This is a genomic window from Kineothrix sp. IPX-CK, assembly GCF_039134705.1.
Lineage (GTDB): Bacteria > Bacillota > Clostridia > Lachnospirales > Lachnospiraceae > Kineothrix > Kineothrix sedimenti.
The window spans coordinates 4175131-4195523 of sequence record NZ_CP146256.1 but is presented as its reverse complement, the minus strand read 5'-3'; the positions used below and the strand labels follow the sequence as shown (position 1 = coordinate 4195523).

Annotated in this window: 21 protein-coding genes; 16 read left to right on the top strand and 5 right to left on the bottom strand. The window is 44.2% G+C overall.

What is annotated here, in order from left to right:
- Positions 1-26: 26 nt before the first annotated feature.
- The 6 genes from V6984_RS19865 (at position 27) to V6984_RS19840 (ending at position 6080) form a co-directional block, all read left to right on the top strand.
- Complete coding sequence (locus V6984_RS19865; protein WP_342757335.1) at positions 27-968, top strand: ROK family protein; 942 nt, start codon at positions 27-29, stop codon at positions 966-968.
- Positions 965-3349 (top strand): glycoside hydrolase family 9 protein, encoded by a 2385-nt coding sequence (locus V6984_RS19860; protein ID WP_342757334.1) that lies wholly within the window; start codon positions 965-967, stop codon positions 3347-3349. The genes V6984_RS19865 and V6984_RS19860 overlap by 4 nt, the downstream gene beginning before the upstream one ends.
- 1 nt (position 3350) lies before the next feature.
- Positions 3351-4079, top strand: a complete 729-nt coding sequence (locus V6984_RS19855) for a glucosamine-6-phosphate deaminase (protein ID WP_342757333.1) — start codon at positions 3351-3353, stop codon at positions 4077-4079.
- Between the two features lie 47 nt (positions 4080-4126).
- Positions 4127-4648 carry a hypothetical protein gene (locus tag V6984_RS19850; protein WP_342757332.1) on the top strand — a complete coding sequence of 174 codons (522 nt, stop codon included), beginning with the start codon at positions 4127-4129 and terminating at the stop codon, positions 4646-4648.
- Between the two features lie 162 nt (positions 4649-4810).
- Positions 4811-5017 (top strand): AbrB/MazE/SpoVT family DNA-binding domain-containing protein, encoded by a 207-nt coding sequence (locus V6984_RS19845; RefSeq protein ID WP_342757331.1) that lies wholly within the window; start codon positions 4811-4813, stop codon positions 5015-5017.
- Positions 5007-6080, top strand: coding sequence for an acyltransferase (locus V6984_RS19840; protein ID WP_342757330.1), 1074 nt, complete (start codon positions 5007-5009; stop codon positions 6078-6080). Before V6984_RS19845 ends, V6984_RS19840 begins: the two co-directional genes overlap by 11 nt.
- 202 nt (positions 6081-6282) lie before the next feature.
- Here V6984_RS19840 and V6984_RS19835 read toward each other — a convergent pair whose 3' ends face one another.
- Positions 6283-6735 carry a helix-turn-helix transcriptional regulator gene (locus V6984_RS19835; RefSeq protein WP_342757329.1) on the bottom strand — a complete coding sequence of 151 codons (453 nt, stop codon included), beginning with the start codon at positions 6733-6735 and terminating at the stop codon, positions 6283-6285.
- A 732-nt stretch (positions 6736-7467) separates the two neighbouring features.
- Here V6984_RS19835 and V6984_RS19830 point away from each other — a divergent pair.
- Positions 7468-7995, top strand: coding sequence for a helix-turn-helix domain-containing protein (locus V6984_RS19830; protein WP_342757328.1), 528 nt, complete (start codon positions 7468-7470; stop codon positions 7993-7995).
- A 65-nt stretch (positions 7996-8060) separates the two neighbouring features.
- Positions 8061-8456 (top strand): DUF4180 domain-containing protein, encoded by a 396-nt coding sequence (locus V6984_RS19825; protein WP_342757327.1) that lies wholly within the window; start codon positions 8061-8063, stop codon positions 8454-8456.
- On the opposite strand, the gene V6984_RS19820 is transcribed toward V6984_RS19825, so the two are convergent.
- Both V6984_RS19820 and V6984_RS19815 read right to left on the bottom strand, forming a co-directional pair.
- Positions 8449-9498 carry a HAMP domain-containing sensor histidine kinase gene (locus tag V6984_RS19820; protein ID WP_342757326.1) on the bottom strand — a complete coding sequence of 350 codons (1050 nt, stop codon included), beginning with the start codon at positions 9496-9498 and terminating at the stop codon, positions 8449-8451. The two genes, V6984_RS19825 and V6984_RS19820, sit on opposite strands and share 8 nt — an antisense overlap.
- The gene (locus V6984_RS19815) at positions 9491-10168 is read right to left on the bottom strand and encodes a response regulator transcription factor (RefSeq protein ID WP_342757325.1); all 678 of its coding nucleotides are present in this window, start codon (positions 10166-10168) and stop codon (positions 9491-9493) included. The genes V6984_RS19820 and V6984_RS19815 overlap by 8 nt, the downstream gene beginning before the upstream one ends.
- A 207-nt stretch (positions 10169-10375) precedes the next feature.
- Between V6984_RS19815 and V6984_RS19810 the strand changes: the two genes are divergently transcribed.
- The 3 genes from V6984_RS19810 to V6984_RS19800 are packed head-to-tail and all read left to right on the top strand — an operon-like array spanning position 10376 to position 14160.
- Positions 10376-12163 (top strand): efflux RND transporter periplasmic adaptor subunit, encoded by a 1788-nt coding sequence (locus tag V6984_RS19810; RefSeq protein ID WP_342757324.1) that lies wholly within the window; start codon positions 10376-10378, stop codon positions 12161-12163.
- 3 nt (positions 12164-12166) lie between these two features.
- The gene (locus tag V6984_RS19805) at positions 12167-12883 is read left to right on the top strand and encodes an ABC transporter ATP-binding protein (protein WP_342757323.1); all 717 of its coding nucleotides are present in this window, start codon (positions 12167-12169) and stop codon (positions 12881-12883) included.
- Positions 12871-14160: an ABC transporter permease gene (locus tag V6984_RS19800; RefSeq protein ID WP_342757322.1), complete on the top strand. Its 1290-nt coding sequence runs from the start codon at positions 12871-12873 to the stop codon at positions 14158-14160. Before V6984_RS19805 ends, V6984_RS19800 begins: the two co-directional genes overlap by 13 nt.
- 23 nt (positions 14161-14183) lie before the next feature.
- Here V6984_RS19800 and proB read toward each other — a convergent pair whose 3' ends face one another.
- Positions 14184-14984, bottom strand: coding sequence for a glutamate 5-kinase (gene proB, locus V6984_RS19795; RefSeq protein ID WP_342757321.1), 801 nt, complete (start codon positions 14982-14984; stop codon positions 14184-14186).
- A gap of 231 nt (positions 14985-15215) precedes the next feature.
- On the opposite strand from proB, the gene V6984_RS19790 reads away from it, so the two are divergent.
- The gene (locus V6984_RS19790; RefSeq protein ID WP_342757320.1) at positions 15216-16082 is read left to right on the top strand and encodes a LysR family transcriptional regulator; all 867 of its coding nucleotides are present in this window, start codon (positions 15216-15218) and stop codon (positions 16080-16082) included.
- 49 nt (positions 16083-16131) lie between these two features.
- On the opposite strand, the gene V6984_RS19785 is transcribed toward V6984_RS19790, so the two are convergent.
- Positions 16132-16470 carry a hypothetical protein gene (locus V6984_RS19785; RefSeq protein WP_342757319.1) on the bottom strand — a complete coding sequence of 113 codons (339 nt, stop codon included), beginning with the start codon at positions 16468-16470 and terminating at the stop codon, positions 16132-16134.
- A 140-nt stretch (positions 16471-16610) separates the two neighbouring features.
- On the opposite strand from V6984_RS19785, the gene nadA reads away from it, so the two are divergent.
- From nadA to V6984_RS19765, 4 genes are all read left to right on the top strand, one after another.
- Complete coding sequence (nadA, locus tag V6984_RS19780; RefSeq protein WP_342757318.1) at positions 16611-17519, top strand: quinolinate synthase NadA; 909 nt, start codon at positions 16611-16613, stop codon at positions 17517-17519.
- 11 nt (positions 17520-17530) lie between these two features.
- Positions 17531-18844 carry an L-aspartate oxidase gene (locus tag V6984_RS19775; RefSeq protein ID WP_342757317.1) on the top strand — a complete coding sequence of 438 codons (1314 nt, stop codon included), beginning with the start codon at positions 17531-17533 and terminating at the stop codon, positions 18842-18844.
- Entirely contained in the window at positions 18807-19667 is an 861-nt protein-coding gene (gene nadC / locus V6984_RS19770; protein ID WP_342757316.1) for a carboxylating nicotinate-nucleotide diphosphorylase, read from the top strand. Before V6984_RS19775 ends, nadC begins: the two co-directional genes overlap by 38 nt.
- 141 nt (positions 19668-19808) lie before the next feature.
- On the top strand, positions 19809-20381 hold the full coding sequence (locus V6984_RS19765) for a hypothetical protein (protein WP_342757315.1): 573 nt from the start codon (positions 19809-19811) through the stop codon (positions 20379-20381).
- Positions 20382-20393 lie beyond the last annotated feature (12 nt).

The window sequence follows — 20393 nt, the reverse complement described above, 5'->3', positions numbered from 1 at the left end:
TAACGGAAAAATTAGGAGGAAGCATTTTGGATACCTATTTAGGATTGGATTTCGGCGGGACAAAGCTGCTGATTGGAGAATTGGACGAGGAAGGCCGCGTTTTGCAGAGCAAGCGGTACGATACCGGACTGAACAATCAAAAGGAGGCCACGAAGGTGATTCTGAATGACCTGGCAGATTATGTAGAGATGGTGGGTATTCGGGGAAACCTGAAGGCATCAGGGCTTGGCATCGTCGGAATCGTGGATAACAGAAGAGGAGAATGGGTTTCCATTAACCACGAGATTACGGGTCCTCCGGTTCCTATTGCGGCTATGATAGCCGATAAGCTGGGTGTGCCCTGCGCTGTGGATAACGATGTGCGAAGTGCCACTACGGCGGAGCTTATACTGGGACAGGGCAGAACGTCTTCGGATTTCATCTATCTGAATGTGGGTACCGGATTGGCAGCAGGTTTTGTGTGCGATGGAAAGATTATGCGCGGTGCTAACCACAACGCAGGAGAAATCGGTCATATGGTCGTGGACTTGAGCAGAAGGGAATCTTGTGTGTGTGGCAGGGAGGGGTGTGTGGAAAATGCAGTTTCCGGTATCGGTTTTACGAGACAGATCACAGCGCGCGGACTGCCGGAGCTTCTGGATGCAGGAAAAAGAGCGGATGTGGTACGTCTGTTTAAAGGGGCGGACGAGGGACTTAAAGAATGTGTTGAAATTACAGAATATGCGGCTCAAGCGCTGGCCTGTGTTATAATGAATCTTGTGAGGGTAAGTGACCCGGATACGGTTATTTTGGGCGGAGGTGTAATCAGCGACGGATGGCTGATGCGGAAGGTGAACAGATATCTTTCCCCCGAAACGATGCGCGGCGTGACAAACGGTGTAGTATTTTCCAGCTTTGACCTGCGACATGCGGGATTAATCGGAGCGGCTACCCTCGGGATGCTGCTCATGAAAGGAGACAATCGATGAGAGATGAATTCCGGAAAGAATTAGAGGACAGTTTGTTTATCCATTCCATGCTGCCCTTGCATAGGGAACGGTCATTGGAGGCGGAATTCCCGAATAAGAAGGTGCTTGATAGAAAGAATGTATGGACGGCGAGAGAGCAGATAAGTACTCCTGCTGCGGGGGAGAAAGGAGTTCTGCTTGTTCTGACGGAGGAAGAGCAATCGTGTGTAAAAATTACGGCTCCCCTTCGCAGTGACCGATGGCCGAAGGGAGCGCCTGAAGACGGAGACTACAGTAATTTCGGAACAGCAGAGGTACATTTTTCTTTGCCGGGAGAGAATCTGACTGCCTACAACAGGCTGCATTTCTGGGTACGACCGGAGGTGAAGGGTGCCGGGACAGTACATCTGAACGTGGGGATTAGAAACGATGGAGAGCAGAAGATACCGGACCGCTATGTGCGGGAAGGGTTTACAGTGTTCGATTTAAATAACATGGAATGGAATGAATGCTTTTGGGAATTTACAAGCCTTCCCAGAGATAAGGTGATGGAAATTCAGTTCTATATTTTTCTGTGCGGGCAGGACGTAGCTATGGGAGAGGAGCTTACCTACTATTATAAAGACATTGTCTTGGAACAGGTGGAGAATCCTGAAAAGGAGCTTGGATGGGAGTGCGCAGAAAACAGTATCGTGTTATCCAGCGCAGGTTATTTTACAAAAGGGAAAAAGAGTGCTGTTGCCAACATGGTGGCGGATTTCTTTGAGGTAATCGAGGAAAGTACGGGAAAGAGCGTATACCGCGGTGCGGCTAAGCTGGTGGAAAATAAAAACGGCTGCTTTCAGGTACTTGATTTTTCTCAGATAAGCGGCGAAGGAACTTATTATTTGCAGGCGGGCGAAGTGCGAAGCCAAAGTTTTGAGATCACGAACAACTTAATGGAAGAAAATATATGGCGGGTGTTGAACTTCTTATACGGTGAGCGATGCGGAATGCCCATCGCAGGAAAACACGGAACTTGTCATCAGGATATTACGGCGAGGCACAAAGGGCTTACCATGTCCTTCGTAGGCGGCTGGCATGATGCGGGGGATGTTTCCCAGCAGAGTGCGCAGACCGGAGAAGTGGTACATGCTCTTTTGGAGGCGGCAGCAGGCTATCGGGGCAAGAACCCCCTTTTATATAAAAGAATTGTGGAGGAAGCGCGTTGGGGTCTTGATTTCATCTTAAGGACGCGGTTTAAGGACGGTTATCGCGCCACCAGCGCCGGAGCTACGAGATGGACGAATAATTTGACTGGCGATATGGACGACGTAGAGACGAGGGTGTATAATCATGCCTATGAAAATTTCTTGTTTGCAGGCATCGAAGCCTATTCATATCTACAGCTTAAGGAAGAGGACAGCCCTTTGGCCTGGGGCAGTCTGGAGGCAGCAAAAGAGGACTTCGCATTTGCAGAGAATCGTTTTGAAAATTTCGGTGCAGAAGCGGTGCAGATGTTTGAGCACACTTATAATTCCGGACTTTCTCAATATTATGCTGTGATCGTATGGGCAGCTTCCTACTTATATGAAGCGACGGGCGAGGAAACATATGCGAAGAAAGCGGAGAACTGGTGCGACAAACTGCTCCAATGTCAGGAAACCGGCGCGGCAGGGCTCCCTTTTGACGGATTTTTCTATCGAGAAGAGGATCACCGTACGATAGTACATTTCAATCACCAATCAAGAGCGCAGCAGTTTATGCAGGCGTTGACGGAAATCTGCCGTTCCCAGCCGGAGTCTCCTAAGCGTCCTCTTTGGGAAGAGGCTATGAAGCGCTATGGAAGTTATCTAAAGGCTATCGCAGGTAATACTGCGCCTTATGGAATGCTCCCTGCAGGCGTTCATAAGATGGACGAATACGAAGATGAAAAAACATTCCCGTATCTCCATGTGACGTGCTCCTACGAGCAGGAAAGAGAAAATTACAGAGAACAGCTTGCTGGCGGAACACCGGTGAGGGATGGGTATGTGCTCCGCAATTTTCCTGTTTGGTTTTCCTTTAGGGGTAATACGGCAGTGATGCTGGCAGAAGGTAAGGCCGCATCTTTGGTCGGCCGGTACTTCGGTGACGAGGAGCTTCTGCAGATGGGAAGAGAGCAGCTTTATTGGATGTTCGGCAAGAACCCCTTCGGTCATTCGCTCATGTACGGGGCGGGCCGCCGTTACCCGGCACAGTATGCGGTACTTCCGGGCGAATGTGTCGGTGAGCTTCCGGTTGGAATCGAGACGTTTAATAATGGTGATGAGCCATATTGGCCTCAGGGCAACAATGCCACCTATCGCGAGGTGTGGACATCAGCAGCGAGCCGGTGGCTCTGGCTGGCGGCGGATTATACGGTTGAAAATATGGAGGATTAAAATGAAAATTACAATTATGAAAACCGAACACGATTTTGATGTAGCGGCAGCGTGGCGTATCATCGGGCAAATGCTTGAAAAGCCGAATGCAGTCATCGGCCTGTCCACAGGACAGACGACGAAGAATATGCACAGGATCGTCAGTGATATTTATAAGGACTCCCCCTTCGATACGTCGAAGGTGACCATATTTAATGTAGACGAGCTTACCAACCTTGATCGTTCTTATCCGGGAAGCTGCTATACAATGATATATGAGCAGGTCATTAAGAATCTGGGAGTCCCTGATGAAAACTTCATCATGCCTCTCACATTCTCCGATGACTTCGATGCTGAGTGCGCAAAGTTCGAGAACGCTTTGCAGGAACGCGGCGGTGCGGATCTACAGATGCTTGGCATCGGCTGGAATGGCCATATAGGCATTAACCAGCCGGGCACACCCTTCGAACGCCATACATGGGTTTCTCCCATGGATCCGATTTTCGAAGAGAAGGTGCGCAGAGAGACGAAGGTACCTGATGACTATCCGCTTGGAGGGTTGACAAGAGGTATCGTAGATATCATGCAGACGAGAAAAATCGTATTGATCGCCAAGGGAGAGAGTAAAGCGGAAATCATAGAGAAAGCGGTGCGGGGGCCTATCACCACCGACATTCCCGCCTCTGTCATTCAGCTTCATCCCAACTGTGAAGTGCTGCTCGATGAGGCGGCGGCCAGCAGATTACGGTAGCGGTCAGATCTCGGCGTAAAAAGACGGAATTCGGAGGGTAAAAGGATATGGAGAAAAATTCATTAACAGAAGTTATACTGAATCAGACACGCCGTGCTCTGTGGGAGGTAGGGAATGTGATTGACTGCGTACCGGACGAGCTATGGGACAAAGCATACTGTGATATGCCCTGCTGGAAGCATATTTATCATATGCTCCATTCCCTTGACCTATGGTATATCAATCCAAGGGATAAGGACTATGCGGAGCCGGATATACACGAAAAGGATCTGAACAACCTGGATGTGATTTCCGACAGATGCCTTTCCCGGGAAGAAATAAACCATTATTTTTCCTCTATTGAGAAGAAAATTGAGGCTTATGTTTCGGAGCTTATGGATGAAGAACTGAGCGCGAAGCCCAAAGATTGTGAATATGACAAATTCACCTTGATTTTAGCACAATTCCGGCATTTGCACAGCCATATGGGAATGATTATGGGATTTATTATCGCGGATACCGGTCTGTGGCCGAGAGTGCTTGGGTTAGAGAAGCCCTTCCCTGTGGGAGAATATGATAAATATTTTTAAATGAAAGAAAATAGTATATAAAATACAGAAAATGCCTCGATTATGGCTCTATGGCCTGATTGGGGCATTTGTTGATTTATAAAGACAGTGATTGACTTGGAAATGCACATAAAGTATAATAAGTGTGAAAAGTATGACTAATAAAACAGAAGGGAGGATGCTATGGAAAAAGACAAATATCTGGGAATCTGCAAAGTGGGGGAAAAAGGACAAATAGTAATTCCAAAAGAGGCAAGAGATATGTTCGATATAAAACCCGGTGATTCAATCGTTGTATTATGTGATAAGAAAAAAGGAATAGCACTTGTAAAATCAGATGTAATTGAAAGTATGAGCGATGAATTTCTGGGAGGCAATAATGGCAAATAAGAGATTGGATTATTTAGATAATATCAGGTGGATTACAGTCACTTTAGTAGTGGTTTATCATATCATATATTTATTTAATAATAGCGGGGTTATATCAAATATTAATGTAAAAGGCATTCCTGTTATGGACTCATTTCTAATATTTGTGTATCCTTGGTTTATGTGCTTATTATTTGTAATAGCAGGTATTTCAAGCAGATATTCCCTCGAAAAAAGAGCTGATAAGGAATTTATAAAAGATAGAATCCAAAGGATATTAGTGCCTTCTTTACTTGGAATATTTATTTATGGTTGGATATCATCTTTAATTACGAGTCAATATGTAGATATGTTTGCAGGAAATGGAGACATGATACCCGGAATTATAAAATATCTTATTTATTGTTTGGCGGGGATAGGGCCATTGTGGTTTTGCCATGTTTTATTTATTGGATCTTTGCTGATTATATTAATAAGAAAAGCCGATAAAAAAGACAGGCTGACTGAAGTTTGCAGAAAAATAAAATTACCGGTATTATTTGCAATGGTATTTTTGGTATGGGGAAGCTCATTTATACTAAATACTCCATTAATAACCGTATATAGATTTGGAATATATTTGCTTATGATGTTACTTGGATATTATGTTTTTTCGAATCAGGAGTTAATGATAAAACTAGAAAAAATATCAATACCTTTAACTATAATATCAGTAGTAATAGGAATCTTATATGTAGTAACATATTATGGTCAAAATTTCGCGGATAATAATGTGTTAAGTGACTTATTTACTAATATTTATTTGTGGATTGGTATATTATCAATTTTAGGTATTGGAAGTAAGTTCTTGAATTTTAAAAATAGATTTACACAATATATGACTGAAAATAATTTTAATTTTTATATTTTACACTATGTAGTTGTATTATCGCTGGGATATTTCATAGTTACTTATTTAAATTTATTATTTATGATTAATTATATTTTGATATTACTTGGAACAATCATCATATTGCCTCTGCTAATTGAAATTGTTAAAAGGATACCGATAGTCAGATATATGGTTCTGGGAATTAAAAAGTAGAATCCGATTAGACGTGGCCATTTACCTAGGGTGTGTCTAAAAACTCATTGCACCGCCCTAAACGCTCCACTTTGCAGTATACTGCGTTGCGATTTTGGGGACGTAGCACCACTACGCGCCCAGAATCACGCCTTGTCTCCCACAAAGTGAAGCGTTTCGCTCGGCAAAAGTAGTTTTCAGAAACACCCTAATCGGATTTTGTTTATTCCATCCTGCTCATACAGTTTACCCAAACAAAGATTACTATTGCTGTAGCAATAAAAAATTCGGAAAGAATGACAGATGGATTCCAAATTTGAAAATAGAAATGTCCTATAAAATATACAGCAAAAAATATCAAATATATTCCCATCGAATAAATAACACATCGGATAATCTGGTTACGTTTTTTCTCTCTGATTAACATTTGTTCTTGTTGCTTTTCTAACATTTCTGTTTTAACCGATAGCGCATCTATAGCAGATGGTTTTAAAAGACAATCGGTTGTAACATCGAATATTTCGCTCAATGCTATAATTTTTTCTAATTCTGGCACCGTTTGTCCGGATTCCCATTTTGATACAGATTGTCTTGAAACATTCAGTCTCTCCGCTAATTGCTCTTGTGTTAAATCTTTACTTTTTCGTAATGTTAAAAGTTTTTCCGAAAAATCCATGTGTAACCTCCTTGATTTTGATACATAAATAGTATCAGAACATCTAGTTGCACTCTATATAGCAAACTGTATTTCTTCGCAACCATCAGTTGAAATATATGATAAAAGCCCAGCTGTAGTTCGCAGCTTCTGTCTCTTTAATGATTAGGGTGTCAAAAGGTCCTTTTTAAAAATATTCGAGTCAATATGCCCAAAACAAAAAGACTCCTGCGCCGAATTCCAATATATAAGAAGTTCTAATTCTCAGTCCATCCCTGCCAAACATAACAGAAAACAAAAAACTCGCTGCGCTCAAACAGTTTTGTTTTCTGTTATGGCACAAATGTCCAGAGAAAGAACTTCTAAATATTTACATAGGCGCAGTCGTTCTTTTTGTTTTAGGCATATTGCCTGGAGACGTTCGCAAAAAAGGACCTTTTGACACCCTGATCCTATAATTTAATATACTATACTATTTACCACGCTTCTACACAATTCTGTAATCCTTGCAATGGAAGTATATTATAAAAATAAAGATAGGCTTAGAATAATGGTGATCAGCTTTTCAAATCCATACTATAAGGAATTATGATAGGAAATAATAATGAAATAGCAATAGAGTATAATAAAAGGGAGAAAATAGATGATAAAGTACAATAATTAGAAATAAAATACAATAAAGTGTAAAATTAATTGACTTATTCTTACTGTGAATGATATAATGACACCAACGTTAGACTGTGAGGTAAAGCCATGGACGGGAAATTTTATACCATATATGAAGTAGCGCAGCTGTTAGAGCTTCATCACAAAACAATACGCGGATTTATTGCAGACGGCAGATTAAAGGCGATAAAAGCGGGGAAACAGTGGCGCATTGCCAGGGAAGATCTTGAACTCTTTATGGGCGGTGAGGTGCCGTCCCGCTCGCCCGATGAGCATGGACATATCTCAATGAATGCAATGAAGCAGAATCTCGTGTTCTCGACCACACAAAATACCACATTTTCGGCCACACAGGGAGCCGTGCCGGCCGCAAATGAAAGCATAAGCGTTTCCACCGTAATAGACATAAAGGAAACATCAAAGGAAAATTTCGAACGGATATCCAATACCCTGCTCGCGGTGATGAACAGCAAAGGAGAGGTATACGCAAATGCGACTATCCATATAAAATACGATGAGGAAACAAAGTTATTTAAGATATTTTTATGGGGAAGTATAGATTTCATGAAAGAAATGATGTCAATTGTGCCGCTTTTAATGGAAGATAAGAATTAGAATAATGAAAAGATAGAAGAAAGATAGGAAAAGAAATACATTGCAAAGAAACGGAGGTCGGCATAATGCAGACAGAATTTATACAAGTAGGAGAAATAGGGCTGGAAAAGATAAGTGAAGATGGGAAAACTGCTGTTTATATTCACTCAGGGGAACCCGTCATTACTGATACCCAGTCGGCGCTCGATTTAATGTCCACAGTCAGGTACGAGGTTGATTGTGATATCTTTTTGCTGGATAAGGCGAACATAACGGAGGAATTCTTCGACTTAAGTACCCGCCTTGCGGGGGAAATCGTGCAGAAATATGTCAATTATGGAGTTAAGCTTGCAATAATAGGGGACTTTTCTTCTTATAAGAGCAAGTCCCTGCACGATTTTATCTATGAATGCAATAACGGAAAGGATTTATTTTTTGTTCCGGGAAAAGCAGAGGCTCTGGAGAAAGTCTTTCTCATCTAGGAAGCCGTATCTCGAAGGTGGTACCGCTGCTGCCGGTAGAGGCCACAGAGATAGAACCCCGGTGAAGGCTTAGGATTTTCTTCACCAGTGTAAGCCCCAGGCCGTTTCCCTGCGTGGTATGGGACATATCGCTCTGATAGAATTTGTCGAAGATACGGGCAACGGATTTTTCCTCGATTCCGCAGCCCTGATCCGCGAAGCGAAATACGGTCTCTGCAGCATCCTGCTTCACCGATATTTCTATGACGGAATATTCCGGAGAAAATTTAATGGAGTTGTCCAGTAAATTCAGCCATACCTGCCAGAGAAGCTCAGCACAGGCATAAATGTTAATTTCCTCACACTCCAAATAAATTTCCATGTGCCTGGCGTTCCATTTATTTTCCAGAAGAGCCACTACCCTGCGTATCTGCTCACTCACGTTATAGGTAGCTTGATCCGATAGAATGGTCTGATTTTCGATTTTGGACAAATTGAGCACATTGGTAGCGAGGTCCGAGAGCCGGTCGGATTCCGAGATAATGATATCCAGATATTCGTTGCGCTCTTCCTGTGACAGGTTCTCGTACTTCAGCATCTTCGCAAAGCCTCTCATGGAAACGATAGGAGTTTTGAACTCATGAGAAAAATTGTTCACGAAATCGGCCCGGAGCATTTCGATATTGCCGAGCTCCGCCGCCATATGGTTAAAGCTTTCACTCAGCTTCATCAGCTCCGGACTATCTTCGCCTAAATCAAGCCGCACCGAAAAGTCTCCTGCCGCGAGCTTATCGGTAGCTACAATCATTTTGCGGAAAGGAGAAAGAAATATGCGGCTGAAAATAACGGATAATATGGTGCCGACAAAGATGGAAGGCAGAGCCAGCAGAAGAAAAGGCATCATAGCGGAGCGAAAATGGTAAAGTCCCAGGCGAATGAGAAACATCGCGATAAAAAAGACGATTACCATAGAAAAGACCATGATGACAAAGACCATTACGGTAAAGCGCAGGGCGAGAGGCGCTTTTTTTATTCTATAGATTTTTTCTGCAACTTTACTCACATTTTTTCACCACCTTATAGCCAATCCCTCTTATAGAAACAATTTCAAATTCAGGATAGTGCTCAAATTTTTTCCTCAGACGGTTAATGTGCACATTTACCGTTGCATCTGTCGTCTCCGAATCCATTCCCCATATTTCATCCATCAACTGAATACGTGTGAAAATCTTGTCGGGATAAGATAACAGCTTATAAAGCAGATAGAATTCTTTTTGAGGGAGCGTCTGTGACTCTCCTTCTCTCGTAACGGTAAAGGAATCGTAATCCAGAGAAATCTTGCCTATAGTCAGTTTGTGCTCGCTTACGATTTTGGCCCGGCGAAGCAGAGCTTTGATACGAAGGAGCATTTCCTCCTCGTTGGCGGGCTTGACCATATAATCGTCCGTGCCTACGATAAAGCCTTTGACCTTATCATCAGGAAGCTGCTTGGCGGTCAGCATGAGAATGGGAACCATGTCCCCTGCCTCCCGAAGCTGCCTGGTGAATTCATATCCATCCATTTTCGGCATCATTATATCCAAGACGATTAAGTCTATATGCTGCTTGTCCATCAACTCTAGGGCGGACAGACCGTTATCAGCACAGAACACCTCGTAACCGGCGTGTGTCAATACGGCGCACATCAGCTTTGACGTATGCTTATCATCTTCTACGACCATAATGTGGAACATGAAAAATCCTCCTCTTTTTTGCACAGTGAATATTTCTTGGTTCATCCCTTGTGTTATCTATTCTACCATAAAAAATAAACTCTATATAAACAAAGTAAAATTTCTATTATATGTCAATATAGTTTATTTTCGGTTTATTCATTTCGTGTATAGTGTCAAAAGGCATTTGAAAAATCAGAGGAGTTTGGAAGGAGTAGAGTTCTAAAGATGGTAAAGGTAAAAGAGTTTATGAAAAAGCACAAGAAATTGTTGATACTGCTCTGCATTCTTATCGTGATAGTAATAGGTGTATTGGCAGTCAGGGCGCAGCTTAATAAGCAGATGGAAGCTGTGCAGGCAGCCATGAATAAACAAGAAACGGCGTTAGTGGAAAAACGTTCTCTCGTGAGTTCGATTTCTGCAACCGGAAAAGTAGTAAGTAACGAAAGCAAGAGCATTATCGTAAACCTGACAGGAGTGGAAGTAAAAGATGTGAACATAGAGGTTGGAGACACGGTTCAGGAGGGTGACGTTTTGCTCGAGTTCGATTCCTCGGATATTGAAGACAGTCTGGCGGATGCGAAGACTTCTTTGAACGCAAGCAGCAGCAAGTCCGGCATTTCAGTTTCCTCCTCCCAGCGAAGTCTTTCGGAAGCGCAGGCTGCGAGGGATATCGATGCGGAGCGCGCAAATCAGGATGTTGCGGATGCCTGGAACGATTATCTGGAGGCTCTGACGGATCTGGAAGAGGCGGAGGATGATTATGACAATGCAAAGCAGACCACAGTAGAGAAAAAGGGTGAGATGGAACTTAGGCAGTCGAATGCGGAAGCTGCAAAAGGCAGCATGGAATCTGCCGCTTCGCAATTCGGTTCTACGGTAGAAGGACTGAGAAGTACATACGGGGCATATGATTTCAGCGCGTTGTCCATTGAGAACAGCAATCTCGTAAGTCTAAGCGGTTCCGATTTCGTGACGGATGGAGATACGGCGGCTACGGATGCGATAACGCAGGCAATCGTTGGATTGATCTCATTACAACAGCAATACAGCTCGGCAAGTGAGACCTATAGTGCAAGCAGTTCGGATTTAGCAAGCTGGCAGACGAAATATTCCACAGCCCAAAGCAGTGAGTCCACTTATGAAAAAGCGGTAGACACGGCTCAGAGTACGGTAGACAGTAAGTTGGATGCTTATAATACTCAGGTAAGGAACCAAGAGGACTTGGCAAGAAACAACTCGAGTACGGTTGCTGCCAAGGAGGACGGGCTAAGGACCGACAAGCTGTCTGCATCTACGGCATCTTTAACCGACAAGCAGCAGGTGAAGCAATACGAAACGCAGCTCGAAGATTGCGTCGTAAAAGCTCCTTTTTCAGGAGTTGTGACGGCGGTCAATGTGGAAGCAGGGGACATCTATAAGGGGGAATCTATACTGACGATAGAGGATACCAGCGCATATGAGGTGTCTGCGGAAATTGACGAATACGACATCAGTAGCATCGAACTGGGACAGAAGGTCGTTATCAAGACGAACGGTACGGGCGATGCCCAGCTGGAAGGATCTGTCATCGACATCGCGCCCAGAGCTACGGAAACTACGGGAACGGATGTTACCTATACCATCAAGGTTTCGGTGGATACTCCTAACGACGATCTTCGGCTGGATATGACGGCAAAACTCAGCATCATTCTGGAAAGCAAGGATAATATCATGACAGTGCCTTATGATGCGGTACAGACCGACGATGAAGGCAATAAATATGTGGAAGTGATTAACGACGAAGCAAAGCCTGCGGAAGCGGCCACAGATACGAATGTACAGGATGAAACGGGAGAAAAGAATACATCCAATACCGAAATCGTTTATATAAATACTGGAATTGAAAGCGATTATTATGTGGAAGTGGAAAGCGGCGAGCTGACCGAAGGAATGCAGGTAGTTGTAAAAGCGGCCCAGAGCAGCACCGATTTGGAAAGCATCATGTCCATGCGGGGACCTATGGGAGGTTTTTAACGGATGGAGAAAAGACCAATCATAGAACTTAACGATATCATTAAGCGGTTTTATGTCGGACAGCCTAACGAACTGCAGATATTGAACGGAATCTCGATGACAGTGCGGGAGGGAGAGTTTGTCTCCATTGTAGGAGCTTCCGGCTCAGGGAAATCTACACTGATGAATATTATCGGTATTCTCGATCGTCCTACGGAGGGCTCCTATGTGCTGGATGACGTTAACGTCATAGCCGCCAGGGACGAGAGTTTATCCAAGATAAGAAACCGCAAGATAGGCTTCGTGTTCCAGACCTATAATCTGATCGCCAGGACTAACGCCATTAAAAATGTAGAAATGCCCATGCTTTATGCAGGTATGGGAAGAAAGGCGAGAGTGGAAAGGGCGAAGGAACTGCTGGACATGGTGGGGATGGGCGATAGAATGCACCATTTGCCTGAGGAGCTTTCCGGCGGACAAAAGCAGCGAGTTGCCATCGCCAGGGCTATGTGCAACGATCCGGCCATCATTCTGGCAGATGAGCCCACGGGTGCACTGGATTCCCAGACGGGACGTATGGTAATGGATTTGTTTCACCAACTCCATGAAGAGCAGGGCAAGACCATTGTGCTGATTACGCATTCCCCGGAGCTGGCGGAGGAAACCGAGAAAATTATCACGCTTAAGGACGGCTCGATTATCGGAGAAAGGAAAGGAAGTGGAAGAGCATGCTCATCATAGAAAATGTGCGGCTGGCGCTGTCCAGCTTAAAAGCGAATAAGATGCGGGCGCTCCTTACCATGCTGGGAATTATCATTGGTATCGCTTCCGTTATCGCTATCATGACCGTTGGTAACTCTCTGACTTCCTCCATCACCGGTTCCATGTCCGCTATGGGAGCTAACAATATAACGGTGGGCCTGCAGCAGAGAGAAAATGAAGAGGAGGAAACGGAAACCGGAATGACCTTCGGCAGCGGACGTAACCAACAGAAAGCTCCCAAGGAGGAAGATTATTTCACTGCAGATATGTTAGAGGGCTATTGCGAAACATATTCTAATGAGATATATGCCTTGTCGGCATCGGAAACTATCGGCAGCGGACAGATCGAGGATGGAAATTTATATGCCAATGTGTCGGTAATGGGGGCAAGTCAGGGATATTTCGTTGCTAATGACTTAACGCTTCTGTCAGGACGCTTTTTCTCCGACAGAGAGACGGATGGCGGTGACAAGGTTGCGATCATCTCGGAGAAAGCAGTGAACAACATGTTCCAGGGGGATATGGAGAAGGCGATAGGAAGCACTATTCAGACGAATGTAAATGAATCGTATGAAAACTATACGGTAGTTGGAGTATACGAATATGAGGAGTCTGCCTTCACCTTTTCTACCTCATCGGAAAAAGATATCAGCACCAGCGTATACATTCCGTTAAAGACTGCTCTCGATAAAAATCATAAAGCAGGTTATACCAGCTTTACGGTAGTAACGCAGGCAGAAGTGGACTCGGATAAGTTTGCAGGCACGACGGAAAGCTACTTCAATACCTATTATAGAAATAACCGTGATTTCGAAGTGTCGGCAACGAGTATGGCATCTCTGGTAAGCGCCATGTCCGACATCATGGGTACGGTAACGACTGCTATATCTGTTATTGCCGGAATCGCTCTGGTGGTAGGCGGAATAGGTGTTATGAACATCATGCTCGTATCCATTACCGAGCGCACGAGAGAAATCGGTACGAGAAAGGCGCTGGGTGCGACCAACGGTTCTATCCGGCTGCAATTTATCGTAGAGGCAATCATCATTTGTATGATAGGCGGCATTATCGGCATTGCGCTGGGAATAGCGGGAGGAATCCTGGGAGCTCAGCTCATGGATTCGGAGGCAGCAATATCGGCAAGCAGCATCATCATATCGCTATTATTCTCTATAGGTATTGGAGTGTTTTTCGGATATTATCCGGCGAACAAAGCAGCTAAGATGGACCCTATCGAAGCCCTGAGATATGAATAAATGACACTGCTTTATAATTATAGCTATAAAGATCTTCCGGAAAAAAGCGTTCCTACGCTTACACCTTTGACAATATCATATAGAGCGGCAGGATTTTTCCCGTTTGTAATAATCGTGTCGATACCTTGAGCGGTGGCTAATTTCGCGGCCTGGAGCTTCGTCTTCATACCGCCCGTGCCACGGCGGGAGCCTGCGCCTCCGGCTAAGGACTGCACCTCTTCGTCGATTTTATCGATGTGATCTATGAGCTTTGCGTTAGGATAGAGGCGAGGGTCACTGTCATAGAAACCGTCGATATCGGACAAGATCACAAGCTTCCGGGCCTTACACAATACGGCGACAACGGCGGAGAGCATATCATTGTCGCCGAACAGCCGGTCTTCCGACTCGATTTCCGTATAGCTGACGGAATCGTTTTCGTTTACAATGGGGATAATACCCATTTCCAGCAGGGAATCGAAGGTGTTGGTGAGATTCTCTTTCTTTTCCTCAATTTCCATATCCTCCGCATTGAGGAGGATTTGGGCGATAGTTTTATCATAGTCATTGAAAAATTTATCATATAGGAACATAATGCTACATTGCCCCACTGCAGCGGCTGCCTGCTTAAGCCGCATGCTGGTGGGGCGTGTTTTCATTTTCAGCTTATTGGCACCTACGGCGATGGCGCCGGAGGATACGAGTATAATCTCATATCCCATATTCTGGACGTCAGATAAAGCCCATGCGAGGCGGTCGAAAGAGCGTAGATCGTTTTGACCGATGTCGTTTGTGAGTGTGGAGGTGCCGACTTTTACAACAATTCTATTTTGATATAATCCCATGGGGTTCTTCCTTTCGAGTAAGTCTCCGGATTTTTATATTTTATTCCTTTCTCTTGAAAACGCTATGAGCATAATGTATCATAAACTTATAAATTACAAAAGCGCATGTTTATCATACATAGCATTACAAAAACAGATAGAGGAGTAATATGTGTAACAAATATATAAAACTGAGCGATTAGAGGGTAATAAGGACAATTACGTGAACTGCAGCAGAAAGAGTGAATGAGAATGGACATGAATATTCAAAAATATATGGCGTTTATCTCCACTGTGGAATATGGGAGCTTTACAAAGGCCGCGAAACTGCTGAACTATTCACAGTCGGGCATCAGCCGGATGATTAATGATTTGGAAAAAGAATGGGGAATATCACTTTTGGAGCGTGGGCGCTCCGGCGTGCGGCTGACTTCCGACGGCATGAAGCTTCTGCCATATGCAAAAAATGTATGCAGAGAATATCAAAAGCTGCAGATCCAGGTGGATGAGCTGAATGGACTTCAGTCGGGACTCATTCGAATAGGCACATTTTCAAGTGTGGCAACTCACTGGCTTCCCAACGTCATTAAAGAATTTCAAAAGGATTATCCTAACATCGAATATGAACTCCTTTTAGGAGATTATACCGAGATAGAGAGCTGGATATTGGAAGGGCGCGTGGATTGTGGATTTCTGAGGCTTCCCACAATTCCCGAGCTGGAAACAATTTTTTTGGAGCAGGATAAACTTCTCGTAGTTTTGCCTGAGGAGCATTCCATGGCGGATTGCGAATATTTTCCCGTCAAGGCGCTTGCGGATTCTCCATTTCTGCTTCTTGGAAAAGATGAGAATTCAGAAGCCGCAGAGATATTCAAACGGTGCGGGATATCTCCCGAGATTCATTTTACCACATGGGACGACTATGCCATTATGTCCATGGTGGAAAGCGGTCTGGGCATCAGCATCTTACCTGAGCTTATCTTGCGCCGCATACCTTACCGCATTGTGGCAAAGGAAATGGAAGTACCCGCTTATCGTAAAATAGGAGTGGCGCTTAAAGATAAAAAAAGCGCATCGATGGCGGTTAAGAGATTTCTGGATTATATCGAATATAGGTAAATAGGTAAAGGCCAAAATGCGGAAAGGAACAAATTGCCGGGCTATAGGTTTATTTAGATAAAATCAATCTTGAGCTGATAATGTTTTCAGTGTTTCTATGGGCAAATAATTTTGTCTCTCCCGTGGTTAAGTTGTAAAGGGCGGACCACTGCAATCTGTCAGTATTTCCGGCTCGGCCGCCCACTTCGGCCAATAGCGAAAGCGCCTGCGTGTTGCTCAGTCGATTTCCGTTGCCTTCGATCGCTGCCATTACAGCATCATAACGCTCAAACTCTGTAGCTCCTTCCCCAATCTTAAGGTCGTTGTAAGCAATAAAATCAGATGCGATCTGGAAATCTTCTTTCGTTTCAACAGTTTGCATCGCACCGTCATAATATTCAACAATCACAGATCTTCCGCTTGCGTCTGCAATTAAGTAGTGGCAATCTATTCCCCTCCCCGAGAAATAAATGTTAAATATAGGTGTCTTGTCATATGACATTACATGTGATAAAATAAGCACCAGCATAATTCAGAGAGGAACAAGAGATGGACACAATTATAAAGAGGATAGAACAGCTAAAAAAGGAAAAGGACATAGCGATATTAGCGCATTACTATACCGACAGCCGGATTCAGATTCTTGCCGACTGCGTTGGAGATTCCTATTTCCTTAGCAAAACAGCGACGGAAATACCCCAGAAGACCATTTTATTCTGCGGAGTGACCTTCATGGGTGAGAGCGCCAAGCTGTTAAGCCCTGAGAAGACGATCCTTATGCCGGACAGCACTGCGGACTGTCCTATGGCGCACATGGCGGATATCGATGAGATAAGGGCGGTAAGAGAAAAATATGAGGATGTAGCGGTAGTCTGCTATGTCAATTCCACAGCCGAAATCAAAGCCCATTCAGACGTATGCGTCACATCGGCCAATGCACTCAAGGTAGTAAAGAAGCTTCCGAACAAAAACATTTATTTTATCCCGGACGCCAATCTGGGCAGATATATCGCGGGCATGATTCCCGAGAAATGTTTTATATTGGGAGATGGATTCTGCCATGTACATACAAGTATCAAAAAAGAAAATATTCAAAAGGCCAAAGAGCTTTACCCGGAAGCATTAATTCTTGCCCATCCGGAATGTACACAGGATGTGCTGGAAATAGCAGATTATATCGGAAGTACCTCAGGAATCATCGATTATGCGGGGAAAAGCAATGCGAAGGTCTTTATCATATGCACCGAAATGGGAATACTGCACGAACTGGAAGCGAAGAACCCGGATAAAACGTTCTATTCGGTAGGACATAGGCAGTTCTGTCCGCACATGAAACGCATAACGGTGGAACAAGTCTTAGAACAGTTAGAGAATGCGGACAATCTCGTTACACTGGACGAAGAAATGATGGGTAATGCCAATAAGGCTTTGGAAAAAATGATGGTTATGTCGAAATAAGGTGATTGGAAATGAAGACTAAGACGGATATTATTATAGTAGGAACGGGGGCAGCGGGACTATGCTGTGCGCTTAACCTGCCTGAAAACAAGGAAATTTTGCTGATTACCAAAAGCTCCCTGAAAATGAGCGACTCCTATTTGGCCCAGGGAGGCATCTGCACGCTGAAATCGGAAGCGGATTATAACAGTTTTTTTACGGATACGCTGAAAGCCGGACATTTCGAGAACGACCGGGCTGCGGTGCGACAGATGATAAGGAAGTCGCCGGAAATTATAGGCGATCTGGTTTCCTACGGGGTTGAATTCGAGCAAAAGGACGGGGCCCTCCTTTATACGAAGGAAGGCGCACATTCTGCCCCAAGAATTTTATATCATAAAGATGTGACCGGGCGGGAGATTACGGAAAAGCTTCTGGCGCAGGCCGTTGAGAAAAAGAATATCACTATTATGGAATATGTGGAAATGATAGATCTGGTATCCTATAAAAACTGCTGCCTCGGTATTGTCGTCCGTACAAAGGACGGCAGACTCGTGCAGCTTTCCTCTGATTATACGGTACTGGCTACCGGAGGAATCGGAGGTTTATATGAAGCTTCCACAAATTATCCCCATTTGACTGGAGATGCGCTGGCGGCAGCGCTGAGGCACAACATTTCATTAAAAAATATCGATTATATACAAATCCATCCAACTACACTCTATTCTGAAAAACCGGGGAGACGTTTCCTGATTTCTGAATCAGTAAGAGGAGAGGGGGCTTATTTACTGAATGCAGGCAGGAAGCGCTTCGTGGACGAGCTTCTGCCTAGAGATTTACTGACCCAGAAAATCCTCCGTCAGATGAAATTAGATGGAAGCAGACATGTATGGCTGTCCGTGACACATCTGGGCAGTAAGGCTGTTAAGGATAGATTTCCTAATATTTATGCCCGTTGTATGGAAGAGGGAATCGATATTACTAAGGACAGTATTCCTGTCGTTCCGGCTCAGCATTATTTTATGGGAGGAATTGCCGCAGACCTTGAAAGCAGAACCTCCATGGAGCATCTGTATGCCGTGGGGGAGACGAGCTGCAACGGCGTACACGGAAAGAACCGTCTTGCCAGCAACTCGCTGTTAGAAAGCCTGGTTTTTGCCAAAGAAGCGGCAGAGCATATTTCTGCCACATTTCAAAAGATGAACTACTCCATAGAAACGGTAGACCTTACGGTATACGCCGATTATGAGCGCCTTAAAGAAAGAAATAAAAAAATGATTTTAGAGGAGATAGAAAGGGAGAATAAAAATGAACAACGAAATCACATTCAAATTAAATGCGGATAATCTTATATTACAATCGCTGCGAGAGGATATATCCAGTGAGGACGTATCAACTAATTCGGTCATTCGGGAGAAAAAGGAGGGAAAGGTCCAGCTTTTATGCAAGCAGGATGGTGTCATAGCAGGTATGGACGTCTTTTTACGGGTATTCGAGCTTTTGGATACTTCAGCAAGATTAGAAGCATATGTTAAGGACGGAGACCGGGTAAAAAAAGGAGACTTGCTCGCCGACTTATATGCAGATGTGAGGGCACTTCTTTCGGGAGAGCGGACAGCGCTTAATTATCTGCAGCGCATGAGCGGAATCGCTACCTATACCCGTTCCATAGCAGACATGCTAAGCGGAAGCGGAATCAAGCTGCTGGATACGAGAAAGACTACTCCTAACATGAGAATATTTGAAAAATATGCGGTCAAGGCAGGAGGCGGATACAATCACCGTTTTAATCTTTCCGATGGTATTTTGCTGAAGGACAATCATATAGCGGCGGCCGGAGGAGTGAGGAAAGCAATAGAAATGGCACGAGAGTACGCGCCCTTCGTGCGAAAGATAGAAATAGAAGCAGAGAATCTGGAAATGGTAGATGAAGCGCTGGAAGCCGGGGCCGACATCATTATGCTGGATAATATGAGCTTGGAAATGATGAAACAGGCCGTAAAAATAATTGACGGCAGGGCGGAAACGGAATGTTCTGGAAATGTTACGGCGCAGAGCATCGGCGAACTGATTCAAATCGGTGTCGATTATATATCCTGCGGGGCATTGACTCATTCTGCCCCTATTTTGGATGTCTCGTTAAAAAACCTTATGGTATTAAATAAATAGAATTAATAGTTCATATTATGAATGAAGGAGCTGCAAAGTGTTATAAGCCTTGCGCAGCTCCTTTTTATTAATATATGGCGAATATCCAGGCAAATAAATCATATATTTTAAATTGAATAGATATATGACGGAGGCCTTATAATGCTGTATAACACAGTAAATGGAATCGACGATTTAATCGACGATTTTTCCATGCCTCATTTTTTAGATACTTGTATGGCTTTTGTAGAAGCGATTGTTCCATGGACTCCGAGACTTGCGGCAGAATATGGTGAGATACAATATCCCGGAGCGGTTGATGCGCTTACTTATGAATATCTTGTTCTGTCCCTGTACGAGCTGGGAAACGTGGCATTGCTGAAATCAACAGTAAAGACCCTTGATATGGCGGCAAGGGAGCTTGTGATAAGTGGAGGCAATGAATTCTCTATGGATATTATGGGAGGCGGAACGATAAACTTTGCCGCACTGGTGCCCAGCGATAGGCTGGCGGCGCTGAATATCTTAAAGCAGCAGGAACTCTCCTCTTATAACAGTCCGATGTTCACAAATAAATACGTGGTCGATTTGCTGGTGAAAATGACGATGATGGGATATTATTCCGAGTGGTTTGGATATGGTTCCACCCGTTTGGATGAGCCTAATCAGAGAATATTTGAATTCATGCCCTTTTCATGGCAGCAGGTATCCTATCCGGGCGTGGACAGAGATTAACATTTTTTCATA

Excerpts from the sequence above, each read along its gene's own strand:
- V6984_RS19840 (WP_342757330.1), top strand. The coding sequence starts at position 5,007 with ATGGCAAATAAGAGATTGGATTATTTAGATAATATCAGGTGGATTACA.
- V6984_RS19855 (WP_342757333.1), top strand. The coding sequence starts at position 3,351 with ATGAAAATTACAATTATGAAAACCGAACACGATTTTGATGTAGCGGCA.
- V6984_RS19790 (WP_342757320.1), top strand. The coding sequence starts at position 15,216 with ATGGACATGAATATTCAAAAATATATGGCGTTTATCTCCACTGTGGAA.
- V6984_RS19765 (WP_342757315.1), top strand. The coding sequence starts at position 19,809 with ATGCTGTATAACACAGTAAATGGAATCGACGATTTAATCGACGATTTT.
- nadA (WP_342757318.1), top strand. The coding sequence starts at position 16,611 with ATGGACACAATTATAAAGAGGATAGAACAGCTAAAAAAGGAAAAGGAC.
- V6984_RS19800 (WP_342757322.1), top strand. The coding sequence starts at position 12,871 with ATGCTCATCATAGAAAATGTGCGGCTGGCGCTGTCCAGCTTAAAAGCG.
- V6984_RS19825 (WP_342757327.1), top strand. The coding sequence starts at position 8,061 with ATGCAGACAGAATTTATACAAGTAGGAGAAATAGGGCTGGAAAAGATA.
- V6984_RS19860 (WP_342757334.1), top strand. The coding sequence starts at position 965 with ATGAGAGATGAATTCCGGAAAGAATTAGAGGACAGTTTGTTTATCCAT.
- nadC (WP_342757316.1), top strand. The coding sequence starts at position 18,807 with ATGAACAACGAAATCACATTCAAATTAAATGCGGATAATCTTATATTA.
- V6984_RS19835 (WP_342757329.1), bottom strand. The coding sequence starts at position 6,735 with ATGGATTTTTCGGAAAAACTTTTAACATTACGAAAAAGTAAAGATTTA.
- V6984_RS19845 (WP_342757331.1), top strand. The coding sequence starts at position 4,811 with ATGGAAAAAGACAAATATCTGGGAATCTGCAAAGTGGGGGAAAAAGGA.
- V6984_RS19815 (WP_342757325.1), bottom strand. The coding sequence starts at position 10,168 with ATGTTCCACATTATGGTCGTAGAAGATGATAAGCATACGTCAAAGCTG.
- V6984_RS19775 (WP_342757317.1), top strand. The coding sequence starts at position 17,531 with ATGAAGACTAAGACGGATATTATTATAGTAGGAACGGGGGCAGCGGGA.
- proB (WP_342757321.1), bottom strand. The coding sequence starts at position 14,984 with ATGGGATTATATCAAAATAGAATTGTTGTAAAAGTCGGCACCTCCACA.
- V6984_RS19830 (WP_342757328.1), top strand. The coding sequence starts at position 7,468 with ATGGACGGGAAATTTTATACCATATATGAAGTAGCGCAGCTGTTAGAG.
- V6984_RS19805 (WP_342757323.1), top strand. The coding sequence starts at position 12,167 with ATGGAGAAAAGACCAATCATAGAACTTAACGATATCATTAAGCGGTTT.
- V6984_RS19850 (WP_342757332.1), top strand. The coding sequence starts at position 4,127 with ATGGAGAAAAATTCATTAACAGAAGTTATACTGAATCAGACACGCCGT.
- V6984_RS19810 (WP_342757324.1), top strand. The coding sequence starts at position 10,376 with ATGGTAAAGGTAAAAGAGTTTATGAAAAAGCACAAGAAATTGTTGATA.